The sequence below is a fragment of the Kribbella sp. NPDC059898 genome, assembly GCF_042730855.1.
In the GTDB taxonomy this organism is placed as follows: domain Bacteria; phylum Actinomycetota; class Actinomycetes; order Propionibacteriales; family Kribbellaceae; genus Kribbella.
In genome coordinates this window covers 61,883-77,588 of sequence record NZ_JBHWKR010000008.1, presented here as the reverse complement: position 1 = coordinate 77,588, position 15,706 = coordinate 61,883, and the positions used below count along the sequence as shown (strand labels likewise).

Sequence of the window (15,706 nt, the reverse complement as noted above, 5' to 3'; positions counted from 1 at the left end):
TACCCTCCAGCCCTCACCGAAGCCGAACGTCTACCGTACCGACTCTTGCGGTCAGGTGTGCAGATGGTCGACGAAGGTTCGGGTGATTCGGGTGGGGTGGGTGATCGCGGTGCCTACCACGACGGCGTAGGCGCCGGTGGTCAGGCAGGTCTGGGCGTCCTGCGGGTTGCGGATCCGGCCTTCGGCGATCACCGGAACGTTGAGGTGACCAACGAGTTCGGCGAGGAGTTCGAGGTCCGGGCCGCGGCTGAGCGGGCGGGCGCCGGTGTAGCCGGCCAGCGTGGTGCCGACGCAGTCCGCGCCGGCGTCGATGCTGTGGAGCGCGTCGTCGAGGCTCCCGCAGTCGGCCATCACCAGCGCGCCGCGGTCGTGGACGGCGGCGATGCTCGCGGCCAGCGGCCGGCCGTCCGGGCGTTCGCGAGCGGTGCCGTCGAGCGCGACGATGTCCGCGCCGGCGGTGACGCAGTCGACCGCGTCCGCGACGGTGGGCGTGATGAAGACGCCGTCCGAGCCGCGTTTCACCAGGCCGATCAGGCAGACGTCGATCAACGGGCGGATCGCCTTCAGGTCCTCGATGCCTTGCGCGCGGACGCCGTACGCGCCGCCCTGCACGACCGCCTGCGCGACGGCCGCCATGATGGCCGGCGACCGCATCGGCTCTCCGGGGTACGCCTGGCAGGACACGACCAGTCGCCCCTTGATCGAGGCAAGCGCCGATTCCCCCGTACGCGCGATCATGCCTTCATCCTCCTCATCACGTAATGCGCTGCCCCGCGCAGCGCCGTCTCCGCACCACCGTCCGACACCTCGAGCGGCGTCTCCGCGACCGCCGGGATCAGCCCGTCCCGGTACGCCGTCCGCAGCGCCGACTCCCACACCTCGCCCGCGCGGGCGACACTGCCCGCGACGACGACCAGCCGCGGATCGATCGCGTTCACCAGACCGGCCGCCGCGGCCCCCAGCGCCGTACCGCCGGTGTGCAGGGCCGTCCGGGCGAGTTCGTCCGTACGGCGGGTCAGGTCGCGGGTCGTGGTGACCGCGGGATCGCCGCCGTTGGCGTGGTACCAGGCAAGGATCCCGTAGCCGCTGGCCACCGCCTCGAGATGGCCGATCCGCCCACAGGGACAGGGCATCCCCGCCGCCTCGGCAGAGACCACATGCCCGAAGTGCCCACCCGCATGGTGCGCCCCGAGCACCGGCTCGCCGTCGAGGATCAAGCTCCCACCGATCCCCGTCCCCGCGACCAACGCCAACAGGTCCGGTACGCCGTACTCGATCGCCAGCCCGACCCCGAAGGCGTTCCCGTCCCCGAGCACCCGCACCGGCAACCCGACTCGCGCAGACACACGCTCCGCGAGCGGCGTACCACCCCACCCACCGATACTGCTCGTCGAACTGAGCACCCGCCCCGCACCAACATCCACAACCCCAGCAGCGGAAATCGCCACACCAACGTCACCGGGCCCCCGCAGCCCCTCCAACAACTCAACAACCGCGTCGACGACGCGGGCCGCCCCGCCGGCGGAGGTGGTGAAGGTGGTGGAGGAGGCGGACGCCTCGCCCGGGGGCCAGGTGGAGGAAGCGGAGGGCTCCGTTCCGTCCGGAGCGGGCGCGTCCTCGGGCGGGGTCGGAGCCTGGTGGATCTCCGAGCACAGTGCGCCGTCGCCGCCGACCCGGGCGGCGGCGATCTTTGTTCCGCCGATGTCGGCGACCAGGATCACTGGGCCGCCCGGGAGATCACGAGGTCGTAGTCGTAGCGGTCGCCGCGGTAGATGGTTTCGGCGATCTCCACCGGTACGCCGGCCTCGGTGTAGCTGACGCGGGTGACGCGCAACGCGGCGGCGCCGACCGCCTGGTCGAGGTGGTACGCCTGGTCGCGGTCGAGGTTCACTGCGTGGATGGACTGTGCGGCCCGCTCCACGGTGATCCCGGCCGCGCTCAGCTGCGCGTACAGCGACGCGGCCGGATCGAACGCGGACCAGTCCGTCCCCATCGCCGGCAGGTGCACCGACTCCAGCGCCATCGGCGTACCGTCCGCCAGCCGCAACCGTTCCAGCACGAGTACGTCGGCCCCCGGCTCGATCCGCAGCCGCCGGGCGACATCGTCCGTCGCCGGCTGCACCGCCGTACGCAGAACTGTCGTCGACGGCGTCAGCCCACGCTGCTGCATGTCCTCGGTGAAGCTGGTCAGCCGGAGTGTCTTGGTGACCACGTCCGGGTCGGCGACGAACGTCCCGGACCCGTGCACCTGGTAGATGACCCCGCGCCGGACCAGCTGATCGATCGCGCGCCGCACGGTCATCCGGCTGACGTCGAGCTGCTGCATCAGGTCGCGCTCGGACGGGAGGTGGTCGTGCGGCTGCAACTCTCCCGCCCGTCGCGCGATCTCGTCCGCAACTTGTTCGTACTTCGGCCGCTCCAGTGCTGGCATGGTCACCCCTTCACCGCGCCGGCCGCGAGGCCGCTGACCAGGTACCGCTGGGCGAAGACGGCGAACAGCACCGGCGGCAGGGTTGAGAGGATAGCCGTCGCCGAGATGTCGCCCCACCGGATGCCGGTGCTGGTCACGAAGTTCGCGGCGCCGAGCGTGATCGGGGTCGCGTTCGACGAGGACAGCACCAGCGCGAACAGGTAGTCGTTCCAGGAGAAGATGAACACCAGAACGGCGACCGCGACCAGCGACGGCGCCAGGATCGGCATCAGCACCGAGTACAGGATCCGGTAGGTGTTCGCGCCGTCGACCTTGGCGGCCTCCTCGATCTCGACCGGTACGTCGCGGAACCCGGCCGACAGCAGGATGATCGCCAGCGGCAGGTTCAGGAACGTGTTCGCGAGGATCAGCCCGGGCACGGTGTCGAGCAGTCCGAGGTTCGACATCAGCAGGAAGTACGGCACCGCGAAGAAGATCGCCGGCAGCAGCCGCAGCCCGCTGGACGCGTTCATGACGAACCGGCCGCCGAAGCCGAGCCGGATCGCGGAGTACGTGCTGGGGATCGCGATCGCCAGCACCAGCACGACCGCGCCGAGCGCGATCAGGCCTGAGTTCAGGAAGAACCGCGGGAAGTCGTACCCCGCGGCACCGAGCGCGTTCGCGTAGTGCGCGCCGGTCGGCGTACCGATCGCGGTCGCGCCGCGGGAGATGTCGCCGTCGGACCGGAAGCTGACGAACAGCGCGTTGAACCACGGCACGTTGACGACGACGGCGATCAGGCCGACGGCGGCCGTCGTACCCCACAACCGCCGTTTGCGGGCGGTCATCGGGCCGCCCCGTCCGGGTTCGCGATCCGCTTCACGAACAGCGGGACGAACGGCAGCAGGACCACCATCACGATCGCCGACGCGGCCGCCGCCAGCCCGAACCGCCCGGACTCGAACGCGGTCTTGTAGATGTAGATGCTCATCGTGGTGGTCTTCGTCCCCGGTCCGCCGGCGGTCAGTACGTAGATCACGTCGAAGGTCCGGAGCGCGTCGATCAGCCGCAGGAAGATCGCCGCGAAGATGATCGGCTTCATGATCGGTACGACGATCGAGCGCACGGTCCGCAGCCGCCCGGCGCCGTCGACCTGGGCGGCCTCCAGTACGTCGGCCGGGAACGACTGCAGGCCGGCGTACATCACCAGGAACGCGAACGGCGTCCACTGCAGGACGTCGAGCAGGACGAGCAACGGGACCACCGTGTCCGGCGCGAACAGCGAGACGTCCAGGCCCACGCCGCGCAGGGCGGCCGGCACCAGGCCGATGTCGCCGTTCAGCAGCAGCCGGAACATCACGCCGAGCAGCGCCGGGGCGACCATGATCGGCACCAGCAGCATCGTGAAGAACACCTTCTTGCCGGGGAACTCGCGGTTCACCAGCAGCGCCAGGCCGAAGCCGAGCAGGGTCTCGATCGCGGTCACCGCCAGCGCGAACAGCGCGGTGAACCTCGCGGCCGCCCGGAACCCGGGATCGGTCAGCACGGTGCGGAAGTTCTCCACACCGGTGAACGCGGTCTCCGGGTTCTGCAGTGAGAGGCCGTAGAAGCCGGTCTGGATGCCCTGGTAGACCGGGTACGCCACGAAGATCAGTGCGAACACGATCAGCGGCGAACCCAGCACCCACTTCGGGACGCGGGACGTGGAACGCATGCTCACCCGAGCAGCTTCTGCAGCGCGGTGTTCGCGGTCTCCACCGCCGTACCGGCGTCCTGCTGGCCGACCCACGCGCCGCTGAGGCTCTCGGCGAGCTTGCTGTACGCCTCGAAGGTGTTCGGGAACACCGGCACCGAGTAGCCGTACTTGTCGATCGACTCCGCGATCTGCCCGAACGCCGGGTTGATCGCGGTGTTCGCCTTCAGCACCGATGGCATCGCCGGGATGCCGCCGGCCTTGGCGTACGCCGTCATCGCGTCCGGGGTGGCGAGGTAGCCGAGGAACTTCTTCGCGGCGTCCTTGTTGCCCGAGTACTTGTTCAGCGCCACCGCGAGCGCGTGCACGTGGGTCTTCTGGCCCGGCACCGGGGCGATCGCGATCTTGCCCGCGACCAGCGGCGACTTGGCCTTGTCGTTGAGCTCGGCGAAGCCGGCCGACCACTGCAGCGCGAACGCCGTCGTACCGGCCTTCAACGCGGCCTGGGTCTCCGGGAACTCGGCCTGCGAGCTGTCCTTGGAGGTCCAGCCGTTCTTGTAGATCGTGCTGTAGACACCGACCGCCTTCTTGGCCGCGTCGGTGTTCAGGTTGGCCTTGCCGTCCGTGGTGGTCCAGGAGCCGCCCTCGCCCCAGAGCACGTCGTCCCAGATCATCGTGTTGTAGAGCAGGTTCTTGGCCTGCAGGATCGTGCCGTACCGCGTCGGCGACGCCGGGTTCGCGGTCTTGCTGAACCAGGCCGACATTGCGACATAGTCCTGCCAGTCCCATTCGGCGGCGGGCTTCGGGTCGCGCTTCTCCCCGATCGCCTTCGCGGCCACGGCCTGGTACGCCGGCCACTGGCTCTTGGTCGCGAGCAGCGCGTCGACGAGATCCTTGCGGTACAGCAGGAAGTGGTTCGAGACGTCCAGCGGCAGCGCGTACTGCTTGTCCTGGTACTTCAGCCCGTCGACCGCGACCGGGAAGTAGTTGCTCGCGTCCACCGACGTCAGCGGGTCGAGCGAGTTGGCGTACTGGCCGACGTTGTAGCTGGCCACGAAGTAGATGTCCTGCTGGCTCGACTTCGCCGCCATCAGCGTGGCTTCCTTGGAGAAGGTGTCCTGGCGGGACAGCAGGGTCATCTCGACCTTGATCTTGTCCGTCGCACCTTGGCCGGCGTTGTAGGCCTCGACGACCTTACCCATGGCGTCACCCTCGGGCCCGGGCCACAGCACCATCTTCACGGTCCCGCTGCCACTGCCGGCAGCACCGGCGCTGCCGCCGGTCTTGGACCCGGTACTGGGCGCACAACCCGCCAGCGCGATGCCGGCGGCGAGGGCGAGGGCCAGCCCGGCTGCCTTCACATTCATCCTTGGACTCCCAACTGGTACGGACCAATGAAGGGAGAATAGGCACAGTTTGCGCTCATGTCCAGCGAAAGTGAGTGCAAGTGGTCAGGTCCACTTGCGGAGCAGATCGGTCAGGAGGCGGCGAGCACCAGCGTGGTAGTGGCCGCGGTGCCGTTCCGGGAGTAGCCGATCTCGATCTTGTCGCCGGCCTTGCGGGTCAGCGTCGCGACCACGAGCTGCTCGCTGTTGGTCGCGGGCCGGCCGTCGATCGTGGTGATCACGTCACCGGCACGCAGGCCGGCCTCGGTCCCCGGGCCTTCGGCGGCGAGGACGAACAATCCCTGCTGCTGCTGGGATTGCGGCAACGTCTGCACCTGCAGGCCGGTCGTCGGATGCCCCGGCCGTCCGGTGCTGATCAGCTGGCCGGCGACCTCTTTCGCGACGTCGATCGGGATCGCGAAACCCAGCCCGACGCTGCCGCCGCCGGAGACACCGCTCGCGTTCGGCACGGTGGCGATCGCCGCGTTCACCCCGATCAGGTGGCCCGCGCAGTCGACCAGCGCGCCGCCGCTGTTGCCCGGGTTGATCGACGCGTCGGTCTGGATCGCGCCGATCAGGTGATGCGTGACGCCTTCACCCGGCACTGGTACGTACCTGTCGAGCGCGCTGACGATGCCGGACGTGACCGTACTGCTCAGCCCCAGCGGTGCGCCGAGCGCGACCACCGGCTGGCCGACCCGCAGTGTCGCGGACGACCCGAGCGCGATCACCGGAAAGCCCTTCGCCCCGTCGGCCGCCTTCAGTACGGCGAGGTCCGTGCTCGGGTCCCGCCCGACGATCGTCGCCGCGGCCGTGTGCCCGTCGCTGTACCGGACCGTCACCGCGCCGCCCGCCCCGGCCGCGACCGAGATGACGTGGTCGTTGGTGAGGATGTAGCCGCCGTCCCGGAACACCTGCCCGGACCCGGTCCCGCTCTGGTTGCCGCGCTGCGCGGCGATCGTGACGACGGACGGCAGCACCTCGTTCGCCACCGGGATCGCGGCGCACATCGCCGTACCGGTGTCCGCAGCAGCGGCCGGTGTGGTCCGATCGCCGCGGGTCGCGAGGAAGACAATCGCGGTGATCAGCGCGCCCACGACCAGCCCGACGGCCACCGCCACCATCAAGGGCGGCGTCGGACGCCAGCCGGACGAACCGCTGTCAGCTTGGACCAAGTGGCTCCCCTCCTCATGGCCCGCCGTTCGACGCTACCACCGGGGAGAGGAACGGTCACGCGCTGTCGCGGATCACCAGTTCGGTGCTGTAGATCTCGGGCGTGGTGTGCTCGGCGCCGGCGATCTTCGCGAGCAGGATCTCGGCCAGCCGCGCACCGAGCTGCTCCACCGGCTGCCGGACCGTGGTGAGCTTCGGCGTGGTCGTGGTGGCCAGCACCGAGTCGTCGAAGCCGACCACCGCGACGTCGGCGGGGACCCGCCGCCCACTCTGCGAGAGCACCCGGAGCGCGGCGGTCGCCATCAGGTCGGAGGCCACGAACAGCCCGTCCAGGTCGGGGTGGTCGTCCAGCAGCCGGAGCGTCGCCTGTTCGCCGCCGTCCGCGGTGAAGTCGCCGTACCCGATCATCGCGGGCAGCCCGGCCTCCTTCATCACTTCCTGGTAGCCGGTCAGCCGGTCGATGCCCGCGGTCATGTCGAGCGGCCCGGCGACCGTCGCGATCTTCCGGCGCCCGATCGCCAGCAGGTGCTGTACGCCGGTCCGCGCGCCGGCGACGTTGTCCACGTCCACACTCGCGACCGGTACGTCGACGCCGAGCGGCCGCGCGCTGAACACGATCGGCAGCGGCAAGAGCGCCAGCTCCTGCAGCACGTTGTCGCGGCCGTGGTGGCTGATGATGATCGCGCCGTCCACGTGCCCGCCGCGCAGGTACCGCAGCAGGCGCCGGTCATCGGCCTCCGCGGGCTCGATCAGCAGCACCAGCTGGGACGGCGTCGGCGCCAGCGTCCGGCTGACCCCGCTCAGCATGCCGGCGAAGAACGGGTCCGAGAACACCCGGCTGTCCGGCTCCGGTACGACGATCGCGATCGAGTCCGTACGCCGGGTCACCAGCGCGCGGGCCGCCCGGTTCGGGACGTAGCCGAGCTGGAGGATCGCCTGCTCAACCGCGGCCACCGTGTCCGGCAGCACCTTCGGCGACCCGTTGACGACTCGCGAGACGGTCGCCCGGGACACACCCGCGAGCGCCGCAACCTGTTCCAGTGTCGGAGAACCGGACTCGTTCATGGCCCTCCTCGGTACGTGATCGGCCTGCGTTCACACCGTAGTACCTCGCCGGTCGATCACGCGTCGGTCGTTGGCCACCGAGGTGGGGCGTGTCGGCAGAAAACTTCAGCTGCCGACCCGGACGTTCGCGACCTTGTCCGCCTCGGCGAGCGCCTGTTTCCAGGCGGCGTCCGGCGGCTGCTTGCCGGCGTCGACCCGGGCCAGCGCGGCCGTGAAGATCTGGTTGATCTCGCCGTCCCGCGGGCCCTTGTGCTGCTTGAGGATCACGCTGCGCGCCCGGTCGACGAAGATCTGCCCGACCGGCGCGTTGTTGAAGTATGCGTTCACCTGCGACTTCACCTGCGGGTCGTCGTACGCGTCCAGCGTGGACGGGAACGAGCCGATCTTCTTGAACACCTTCACCTGCTGCTCCGGCGCGGTCAGCCAGGCGGCGAGCTTGGCGGCCTCCTCGGGGTGCGGCGACTGCACCGGGACGGTCAGGTACGACCCGCCCCAGTTGCCACCGCCGCCGGGGAACACGTCCGCGACGTCCCACTTGCCCTTGCCGAAGGCGCCCGCGTTGTCCTGGATGACGCCGAGCAGCCAGCCCGGGCAGGCCATCGTCGCGAACTTGTCGGTGCGGAACGCCGAGTTCCAGGCGTCGCTCCAGGCCGGCAGCCCTGCCGACAGGCCGTCCCTGCTGCCCGCGACGACCTGGTCCCAGGTGCGTTTCAGCAGCGGGTTCTCGGCGCCGAGGAAGCGGTCCTCGTTGGAGTAGTACGCCTGGATCAGCTGGTTGCGCATCGCCTCCCAGGTCAGGACGGCGGAGTCGTACCACGCCGATCCCGGGACGCGCTGCTTGAACTTCCGGCCGGCCGCGAAGTACGACGGCCAGTCCTGGAACAGCGTTGCCACCCGCGCCCGGTCGGTGGGCAGCCCGGCCTTCGCGAACAGGTCGCGCCGGTAGCAGATCGCCTCCGGCCCGATGTCCGTGCCGTACCCGATGATCTTCCCGTCGGTGCTGGTCGCGCCGTCGAGCTTCCAGCCCAGCCAGCGGTCCTTCAGGTCGTCCGCGCCGTACTTGCGCAGGTCGACGAACTTGTCCGACTTCGCCAGGTACTTGTAGATCCAGCTGACCTCCATCGCCTCGATGTCGGCCAGCCCGGTGCCGCGGGCCAGGTTGGCGTCCAGGTTCTTCACATGGTCGTCGACGGTCTTCGCGTGCTGCTCGGTGATCGTGATGTTCGGGTGCTGGGCCTCGTACTCGGCGTACAGGTCGGCGTACCCGAACTCGTTGAACGTCGCGACGGTGAGCTCGATCTTCGGGCCGTCGGCGGCCCTGGAGCCGTCGGATCCACCGGCGCAGGCGGTGACGAGCAGCATGGCGGCACCGGCGAGCAGGCCGGCTACGGGGCGATAGCGGACACTCGGCCGCATGGGGTGTGCTCCCTGGAGCTGGACGGGTTTGAGAGCGCTCTCGGATCGCGAAAGTGAGCTGAGTCTCAAACCTCGGCACCAGATATGTCAAGTGCCGTTTCGTCACCGTGCGTCAACACTGAGTGATCAGCGGGCGCGGGGTGGTGCCACTGAGTCACGAACCACGACGACGGTGCCGAGCGTGGTCACCTGCTGCTGGTGCGCGAACGGGTCCGCGCTCGGCTGCTGACCGGCGATCCCGGCCCGAACGGCGGCGCGGCCGAGCTCCTCGAGCGGAACCCGGACGGTGGTGAGCGCGGGCTGCAGTTCGACCGCGACCGGTACGTCGTCGTACCCGACCACCGAGATGTCGCCCGGGATGCTCAGCCCGCGTTCGCGGAGCGCGGCGTACACGCCCGCCGCGACGATGTCGTTGGCGGCGAAGACCGCGGTGAAGTCGAGCCCTTCGTCGAGGGCGCGGAGGGTCTGGTCGTGGCCCCACTGGCGGCCGAAGGCGCCGGTACGGACCAGTGCGGGATCGTGCTCGAGCTTGCGGGCGGCGTACGCCTGCCGGAAACCGCGGACCCGGGCCGTTGTCGTGGACAGCGTCGTCGGTCCGCCGAGATACAGGATCTTTGTGTGACCGGCGCTCAGCAGGTGGTCGGTGATCGCGGCCGCGCCGCCGGCGTTGTCGTAGTCCACGGCGTACGCCGGTACGCCGGACTCCAGGCCGGGCCTGCCGCAGAGCACCAGGCTGGACCCGTTGTTCGCCAGCTGCCGCGCACGCTGCCCGATGGTGGCGAAGTACTCCTGGTCCTCGACCGCGCCGCCGACCAGGATCACCGCGTCCGCGCGCTGCTCGAGCAGCAGGTCCACGAACCGCAGCTCGGCCGCGTCGCCGCCCTGCGTCGAGCAGACCAGACAGAGCCGGCCGGACGACAGCGCCTCGGACTGCACCCCGCGGGCGATGTACGCGAAGAACGGGTCGACGATCTCGCTGACCACGATCCCGACCACCCGCGTGGTGGACCCGGCGAGCGCCCGCGCGTGCGCGTTCGCGACGTACCCGAGCTCCCGCATCGCCCGCTCCACCGCGGTCCGGGTCCCGGCCGCGACCGGATAGTTGCCGTTGACAACACGGGAGACGGTCGCGGTGGACACCCCGGCCCGGGCGGCCACGTCCCGGATGGTCCGCGCCGCGTCCGGATCACGCCGGCGCGCCCGCGCCCGCGGCGGTTCCGTCGCCATCGTCCACCTCCTCACCCAGCTGTACGGCGGCCCGCGTACCGTCCACGAACCGCACGCTCACCTGGGTCCCCTGCACCGTCACGCCGATGCTCTCACCCAGTTGCCGCGCCCACACCGTGTCGCCGGACAGTACCACCGCCGCGACCAGCACCCGGGGACCTTTCCCGTCGTACTCCGCCTCCAGGTACGGCGTCGCCGAGTGCGGCCCGAACGCATTCGCATCCAGCCCCCGCCGCACGCCGGCCCGCTCGTATCCGTGCAGCCCGACCACAACCGAACTCAACCGATCCCCCCTCGTCGCCCGCGCCCACACCTCACCACCGGCCTCACCGGGCCGCTCAACCCCAGCAACCGCATAACCCCCATGCCGCACCACCCCCGCCGGCCCCTCCACCAACGCACACCGCACCTCAACCCGCCCGTGTACAACGGACACCACCTCAACCCGAACCTCCCCCACCTCCCACCAAGACGCCGTCGAAACTGCCCGCGACTCCTCCACCCCACCCACCACACCGCACCCCGGCGCCGCGTATCCCACGCCGAGCGCGTGCGGCGCATCCAGCGCCTGCCCCGCGTGCGGCGCGTGCGGTATGTGCTGCGGGTGGGGTGCGGGGTTGGTGGTTCGTATGAGCCGACGGTGGATGTGGGTTCGGGCGCCCTGGGAACCGAGGAGGAGTTGGTTGTCGACGGCGTCGTCGGTCAGCTCGGGGGCGGTGCGACTGGAATAGGCGAGGCGGTTGTAGTGCGGGTCGCCCTCGCCGCCGTGGTCGCTGCCGTGGTTGAGGAGGCGGACGATTCCGTCGTGCTTGGTCGCCTGGATCACGAATCCGGGCGCCGGCATCGCCCGCACCTGGTCACGTACGTCGAGCGGCACCGCCTCCTCCCGCGCCGTCCACACCTCGTGCTCAGGCGGAAGCAGCAACCCGAGGAACCCCTTCGAAGCCCAGTACGGCGACGCGGGACCGGAGTACGGCTGCGTCACCGGAAGGAAGTGGTGATGCCACCCGAGCGTCAGCAACCCCCGCTCGTCCGGTACGCCGTGATCGACGAAGTGCCGCAACGTCCCCGAACACAGCCGCCGTGTCTGCCCGGGCGTCAACGGCGTCGCGTCGAGCAGCGCCCCCATCCAGTACGGCGCCGCCGTACCCATCCGGTAACACAGCGACCGCCCGAAATGCACCGGCGCCCCGTCCGATCCGGTGAGATGTACGGCGTCCTCGATGAAGCGATGCAGCCGCTCCCGATACACCGCCAACCGCCCGTCCGCCGACGGTCCGGCCATCCGCGTCCACAGCCCCGGGTACAGGTGCATCGCCCACCCGATGTAGTGGTCGAAGTTCTGCCCGGGCCCGTCGGAGTACCACCCGTCGCCGACGTACCAGTCCTCGATCCGCTCCAGGCCCGCGTCGATGTCGTCCTGCGAGTACGGCGCCCCGACCGACGCGAGGAACTGCTCGCCGACGACCTGGAACAGCCGCCAGTTGTTGTCCCACGTCCGCGAGCCGACGAACCCGCTCAACCAGTCGACGACAACCTGCTGCTCCCGCCCGTCCAACCGGTCCCACAACCAGGCCCGCGACTCGTGCAACCCGACCGCGATCGCCGCCGCCTCCACCATCTGCTGCGAACACGGCGTCAGCCGAGGCCACTCCCCGGCGGCGCCCGCCACCAGCCCCCGCGCGTACCGCTCGACCAGCCGCTCGTCACCCGCCCCCGCCGCGATCCGGAACGCCGCCAGCAGAAACGACCGCGCGAACCCCTCCAGCCCGTCACAGTCCGCCCCCGACCAACTCCCCCGCCCCGGCAACCGAACCTGCGCCCCACTCCCCGAGAACCAAGGCACCAACGAATCCAGCAAATGATCCGCGACCGCCAACCACGTCTCCCGCGTATACCCCGTCCGCGAAGACACCACCCGATCCGGCGCCGGCAACCCCACGCCCACCTCCCGCCCAGCCACCACCTCGCGCCCGGCCGCCACTTCCTGCTCCGGCACCACCTCCCCCACAGCCGTCACTTCCTGCACCGGCGTCGGCGGCCGTCCTGCCCGTCCCCCCACAAGCGGGGATATCCCTTCATGTGGTGGGTTATCTGCTGGTGTACCAGGGGACAACCCCCAACCCGAGCGGATATCCCCTCTTGTGGTGGGCGGTTGATCGGGTCCCGTCGCGCGAGGTGCGCCGGGTCCTGCTGCGGGAAGGTCGCGGGGGTCCCGAGGTCGGCAGGGGCCATGCGACACGGGCCGAGGTCGGCGGGGGTCATGCGATGCGGCCGAGGTCGGCGTGGGTGATGGGGTGGGCCAGGGGCTGGCCGGCGGCGAGGCGTTCGAGTTCGGCGACGGCCGCGTCGCCGAGGCGGGTGGATTCGTTGCCCATGGCACCGGCCAGGTGGGGGGTGATGAAGACGTTCGGCAACCGCAGCATCGGCGAGTCCGGCGGCAGCGGTTCGGGGTCCGTGACGTCGAGGACCGCGTCCAGCCGCCCGGCAACGCACTCCCGTTCCAGCGCCGCGTGATCCACCACCGGCCCCCGCGCCGTGTTGATCAGTACCCCGCCGTCCGGCATCGCCGCCAGCAACTCCGCCGTCACCAAACCCCGCGTCTCCGGCAGCAACGGCGCGTGCACGGTGACGATCTCGCTCGCCGCGAACAGCTCGGGCAGCTCGCACCACCGCGCCCCGAGCGCCGCCGCCTCCGCCCGGCTCAGGTACGGATCACTCACCAGTACGTCGACATCGAGGTGCCGCAGCCGCTCGATCACCTGCCGCCCGATCCGCGACGCGCCGAGCACGCCGACCGTCGTACCGAGCGTGCCGAGGATCGGTGCTCCGGGCAACGGCCGCTTCGTGCCCGACGTCCGGTACCAGTCCCGCTGCCGGAACGCCCGCTTCGCCGCCAGCACGATCGCCGCCACCGTGAACTCCGCCACCGGGATCGCGTTCGCCGCGGCCGCCGACGACACCTCGACCCCACGCTCGAACACCACCGGATCCACGAACGTCTTGATCGTGCCGGCCGCATGCACGATCGCCCGCAACTTCGGCGCCGCATCAAGCACCTCGGCGGTGATCCGCGGACAGCTCCACCCGGTCAGCAGCACCTCGGCCGCAGCCAATTCGTCAGCCACCGAAGCAAACGACCCCCGCAACCGCGGCACGCTCCCCAGCACGCCGGCCCCACCCGCCCGCAGGCCGAGGAGGTCGGCGACGGTTGCCAACCGGGTGCGGGCCGCCGGGGTGAAGACCTCCGACCAGGTGTCGGCGGGCATCGCGACGAGGGTTCGCAACCTCGGTCGGCGGACCGGGTCGGTGTCGGGTTTCGGCACGGATCACTCCTAGTAAACGGTTACTGGAAACCGTAATCATCGAACCAGACCCCGGTCAAGAGAACTTCCCACAAGTGCTTGACAGCAACGCGGTGCAGGTTTCATGGTTGCTGACACATCCGACAGCAAACGCTTACTATCGGGAGGAACATGCATCGCGTCAGCCGTTCGTCGCGCCGGCCCGCGCCCACAGGCCCGGTCCGGCAGCCCGGCCCCGGCCTGTGGGCACGGCTGCGCCGGGACCGGGTGATGCTGCTGCTGGTGCTGCCCGGCTTCCTGTTCTTCGTGGTGTTCCACTACGTGCCACTGCTCGGCAACGTGATCGTCTTCAAGGACTACCAGCCGTACCTCGGCTTCAAGGACAGCCCGTGGGTCGGCTTCGGGAACTTCACGGTGTTCGCCGAGCCCGCGTTCTACCGGGCGCTGCTGAACACGCTGAAGTTCGCCGTACTCCAACTCGTCCTGTTCTTCCCCGCGCCGATCGGACTCGCGCTGTTGTTGAACAGCATCGTCAGCCCGAAGATCAAGCGGTTCGTGCAGAGCGTCGTGTACCTGCCGCACTTCATCGGCTGGGTGATCCTGATCTCGATCAGCCAGCAGCTGATCGGCGGCACCGGCCTGCTCCCCCAACTGCTCGGCGACCTCGGGCTGCCGCGCGTCGACCTGATGACCAGCCCCGGCTTCTTCCCCTGGCTGGTGACGTTGCAGCTGATCTGGAAGGACGCCGGCTGGGGCACGATCATCTACCTCGCCGCGCTGCTGAACATCGACACCGAGCACTACGAGGCGGCAGCGATCGACGGCGCCGATCGGTGGCGGCGGCTGTGGCACGTGACGCTGCCGGGCATCGTGCCGGTGACCTTGCTGCTGCTGATCCTCAACCTGGGCAGCATTCTCTCGGTCGGCTTCGAGCAGATCCTGCTGCAGCGCGACGCGGTCGGCGCGGACGCGGCCGAGGTACTCGACACGTACGTCTACTTCCACGGCGTACTCGACGGCCAGTGGGGTCCGGCCGCCGCGGTCGGCCTGGTCAAGGGCGTGATCGGCCTGGCCCTGATCCTCGGCGCCAACAAGCTCGCGCACCGCTTCGGCCACGAAGGGATCTACTCGCGATGAAGACCTCGCACCGCCCACCGTGGATGGAGGCGCCGAGCAAGGCCGGGCTGGCGATCAAGAGCGTGGTGATCGCGATCGTCTGCCTGCTGGTGCTGTACCCGTTCGTCAACATCGTCGCGACCAGCCTGGCCAGCGAGTCCGAGATCACCCGGCGCGGCGGGATCATCGCGCTGTTCCCGAGCGAACCGACGCTGGCGGCGTACCGGACGATCTTCGCCGGCGGCGTGGTGAGTCATGCGCTGCTGGTCAGCGCGGCGATCACGGTGATCGGTACGGCGCTGAACCTGGTCGTCACGATCGCGCTCGCGTACGGGCTCAGCCGGCCGATCGTCGGCGGGCGGTTCCTGTTGACAACAGTATTGCTGACAATGTTGTTCGGCGCCGGGATCATCCCGAACTTCCTGCTGGTCAAGGCGCTCGGGATGTACGACTCGTACACGTCGCTGATCGTCCCGGGCCTGGTCAGCGCCTTCAACTTCCTGGTACTGCGCAACTTCTTCCAGAACATCCCGGCCGAGCTGCTGGACAGCGCCCGGATCGACGGCGCCGGCGACCTCGCGATCCTGATCCGGATCGTGCTGCCGCTCTCGAAGGCCGTCCTCGCGGTCGTCGCGCTGTTCTACGCCGTCGGCCACTGGAACGCGTTCTTCAACGCGCTGCTCTACCTCAGCGACACCGGCAAGTGGCCGTTGCCGCTCGTACTGCGGCTCTACGTCCTGCAGGGACAACCCGTCGGCGGCGGCACCGAGTCCCCCGGCGAGGCGGTCGCCTCGATCCAGGCCGTGCAGATGGCGGTCGTCGTCGTGGCGCTCGTCCCGATCCTCTGCGTCTACCCGTTCCTGCAGCGCTACTTCACCAAGGGCGTACTCACCGGCGCCATCAAGGGTTAGGAGAA

Annotated in this window: 14 protein-coding genes; 2 read left to right on the top strand and 12 right to left on the bottom strand. The window is 69.8% G+C overall.

Translation table 11 applies throughout. The features are described from left to right. Nucleotides 1-51 precede the first annotated feature (51 nt). The 12 genes from ACFV9C_RS24615 to ACFV9C_RS24560 all read right to left on the bottom strand — a co-directional run bounded on the left by ACFV9C_RS24615 (nucleotide 52) and on the right by ACFV9C_RS24560 (nucleotide 13,695). Nucleotides 52-738 carry an N-acetylmannosamine-6-phosphate 2-epimerase gene (locus tag ACFV9C_RS24615; protein WP_380197082.1) on the bottom strand — a complete coding sequence of 229 codons (687 nt, stop codon included), beginning with the start codon at nucleotides 736-738 and terminating at the stop codon, nucleotides 52-54. Next, nucleotides 735-1,721, bottom strand: coding sequence for an ROK family protein (locus ACFV9C_RS24610; protein WP_380197081.1), 987 nt, complete (start codon nucleotides 1,719-1,721; stop codon nucleotides 735-737). Before ACFV9C_RS24610 ends, ACFV9C_RS24615 begins: the two co-directional genes overlap by 4 nt. Further along, on the bottom strand, nucleotides 1,718-2,431 hold the full coding sequence (locus tag ACFV9C_RS24605; protein ID WP_380197079.1) for a GntR family transcriptional regulator: 714 nt from the start codon (nucleotides 2,429-2,431) through the stop codon (nucleotides 1,718-1,720). Before ACFV9C_RS24605 ends, ACFV9C_RS24610 begins: the two co-directional genes overlap by 4 nt. Nucleotides 2,432-2,433: 2 nt before the next feature. After that, a complete protein-coding gene (locus ACFV9C_RS24600) occupies nucleotides 2,434-3,258 on the bottom strand; it encodes a carbohydrate ABC transporter permease (protein ID WP_380197077.1) in 825 nt (274 codons plus the stop codon). Next, nucleotides 3,255-4,124 carry a carbohydrate ABC transporter permease gene (locus ACFV9C_RS24595; RefSeq protein ID WP_380197613.1) on the bottom strand — a complete coding sequence of 290 codons (870 nt, stop codon included), beginning with the start codon at nucleotides 4,122-4,124 and terminating at the stop codon, nucleotides 3,255-3,257. The genes ACFV9C_RS24600 and ACFV9C_RS24595 overlap by 4 nt, the downstream gene beginning before the upstream one ends. Before the next feature lie 2 nt (nucleotides 4,125-4,126). Beyond that, a complete protein-coding gene (locus ACFV9C_RS24590) occupies nucleotides 4,127-5,470 on the bottom strand; it encodes an extracellular solute-binding protein (RefSeq protein WP_380197076.1) in 1,344 nt (447 codons plus the stop codon). 110 nt (nucleotides 5,471-5,580) lie between these two features. Then, on the bottom strand, nucleotides 5,581-6,663 hold the full coding sequence (locus tag ACFV9C_RS24585) for a S1C family serine protease (protein ID WP_380197074.1): 1,083 nt from the start codon (nucleotides 6,661-6,663) through the stop codon (nucleotides 5,581-5,583). 55 nt (nucleotides 6,664-6,718) lie between these two features. Further along, a complete protein-coding gene (locus tag ACFV9C_RS24580; protein ID WP_380197072.1) occupies nucleotides 6,719-7,726 on the bottom strand; it encodes a LacI family DNA-binding transcriptional regulator in 1,008 nt (335 codons plus the stop codon). Between the two features lie 105 nt (nucleotides 7,727-7,831). Then, a complete protein-coding gene (locus ACFV9C_RS24575; protein WP_380197070.1) occupies nucleotides 7,832-9,142 on the bottom strand; it encodes an extracellular solute-binding protein in 1,311 nt (436 codons plus the stop codon). A gap of 126 nt (nucleotides 9,143-9,268) precedes the next feature. After that, nucleotides 9,269-10,369 (bottom strand): LacI family DNA-binding transcriptional regulator, encoded by a 1,101-nt coding sequence (locus ACFV9C_RS24570; RefSeq protein ID WP_380197068.1) that lies wholly within the window; start codon nucleotides 10,367-10,369, stop codon nucleotides 9,269-9,271. Then, entirely contained in the window at nucleotides 10,329-12,389 is a 2,061-nt protein-coding gene (locus tag ACFV9C_RS24565; RefSeq protein WP_380197067.1) for a DUF2264 domain-containing protein, read from the bottom strand. The genes ACFV9C_RS24570 and ACFV9C_RS24565 overlap by 41 nt, the downstream gene beginning before the upstream one ends. 241 nt (nucleotides 12,390-12,630) lie before the next feature. Further along, nucleotides 12,631-13,695 (bottom strand): hydroxyacid dehydrogenase, encoded by a 1,065-nt coding sequence (locus ACFV9C_RS24560; protein ID WP_380197065.1) that lies wholly within the window; start codon nucleotides 13,693-13,695, stop codon nucleotides 12,631-12,633. A gap of 150 nt (nucleotides 13,696-13,845) precedes the next feature. Between ACFV9C_RS24560 and ACFV9C_RS24555 the strand changes: the two genes are divergently transcribed. Continuing rightward, nucleotides 13,846-14,811, top strand: a complete 966-nt coding sequence (locus tag ACFV9C_RS24555) for an ABC transporter permease (protein WP_380197063.1) — start codon at nucleotides 13,846-13,848, stop codon at nucleotides 14,809-14,811. After that, the gene (locus ACFV9C_RS24550; RefSeq protein ID WP_380197061.1) at nucleotides 14,808-15,701 is read left to right on the top strand and encodes a carbohydrate ABC transporter permease; all 894 of its coding nucleotides are present in this window, start codon (nucleotides 14,808-14,810) and stop codon (nucleotides 15,699-15,701) included. The genes ACFV9C_RS24555 and ACFV9C_RS24550 overlap by 4 nt, the downstream gene beginning before the upstream one ends. Nucleotides 15,702-15,706 lie beyond the last annotated feature (5 nt).

What these genes read in the sequence shown, in the direction of transcription:
- ACFV9C_RS24615 (WP_380197082.1), bottom strand. Translation starts at nt 738, where the DNA reads ATGATCGCGCGTACGGGGGAATCGGCGCTTGCCTCGATCAAGGGGCGA.
- ACFV9C_RS24605 (WP_380197079.1), bottom strand. Translation starts at nt 2,431, where the DNA reads ATGCCAGCACTGGAGCGGCCGAAGTACGAACAAGTTGCGGACGAGATC.
- ACFV9C_RS24600 (WP_380197077.1), bottom strand. Translation starts at nt 3,258, where the DNA reads ATGACCGCCCGCAAACGGCGGTTGTGGGGTACGACGGCCGCCGTCGGC.
- ACFV9C_RS24595 (WP_380197613.1), bottom strand. Translation starts at nt 4,124, where the DNA reads ATGCGTTCCACGTCCCGCGTCCCGAAGTGGGTGCTGGGTTCGCCGCTG.
- ACFV9C_RS24590 (WP_380197076.1), bottom strand. Translation starts at nt 5,470, where the DNA reads ATGAATGTGAAGGCAGCCGGGCTGGCCCTCGCCCTCGCCGCCGGCATC.
- ACFV9C_RS24580 (WP_380197072.1), bottom strand. Translation starts at nt 7,726, where the DNA reads ATGAACGAGTCCGGTTCTCCGACACTGGAACAGGTTGCGGCGCTCGCG.
- ACFV9C_RS24575 (WP_380197070.1), bottom strand. Translation starts at nt 9,142, where the DNA reads ATGCGGCCGAGTGTCCGCTATCGCCCCGTAGCCGGCCTGCTCGCCGGT.
- ACFV9C_RS24570 (WP_380197068.1), bottom strand. Translation starts at nt 10,369, where the DNA reads ATGGCGACGGAACCGCCGCGGGCGCGGGCGCGCCGGCGTGATCCGGAC.
- ACFV9C_RS24555 (WP_380197063.1), top strand. Translation starts at nt 13,846, where the DNA reads ATGCATCGCGTCAGCCGTTCGTCGCGCCGGCCCGCGCCCACAGGCCCG.
- ACFV9C_RS24550 (WP_380197061.1), top strand. Translation starts at nt 14,808, where the DNA reads ATGAAGACCTCGCACCGCCCACCGTGGATGGAGGCGCCGAGCAAGGCC.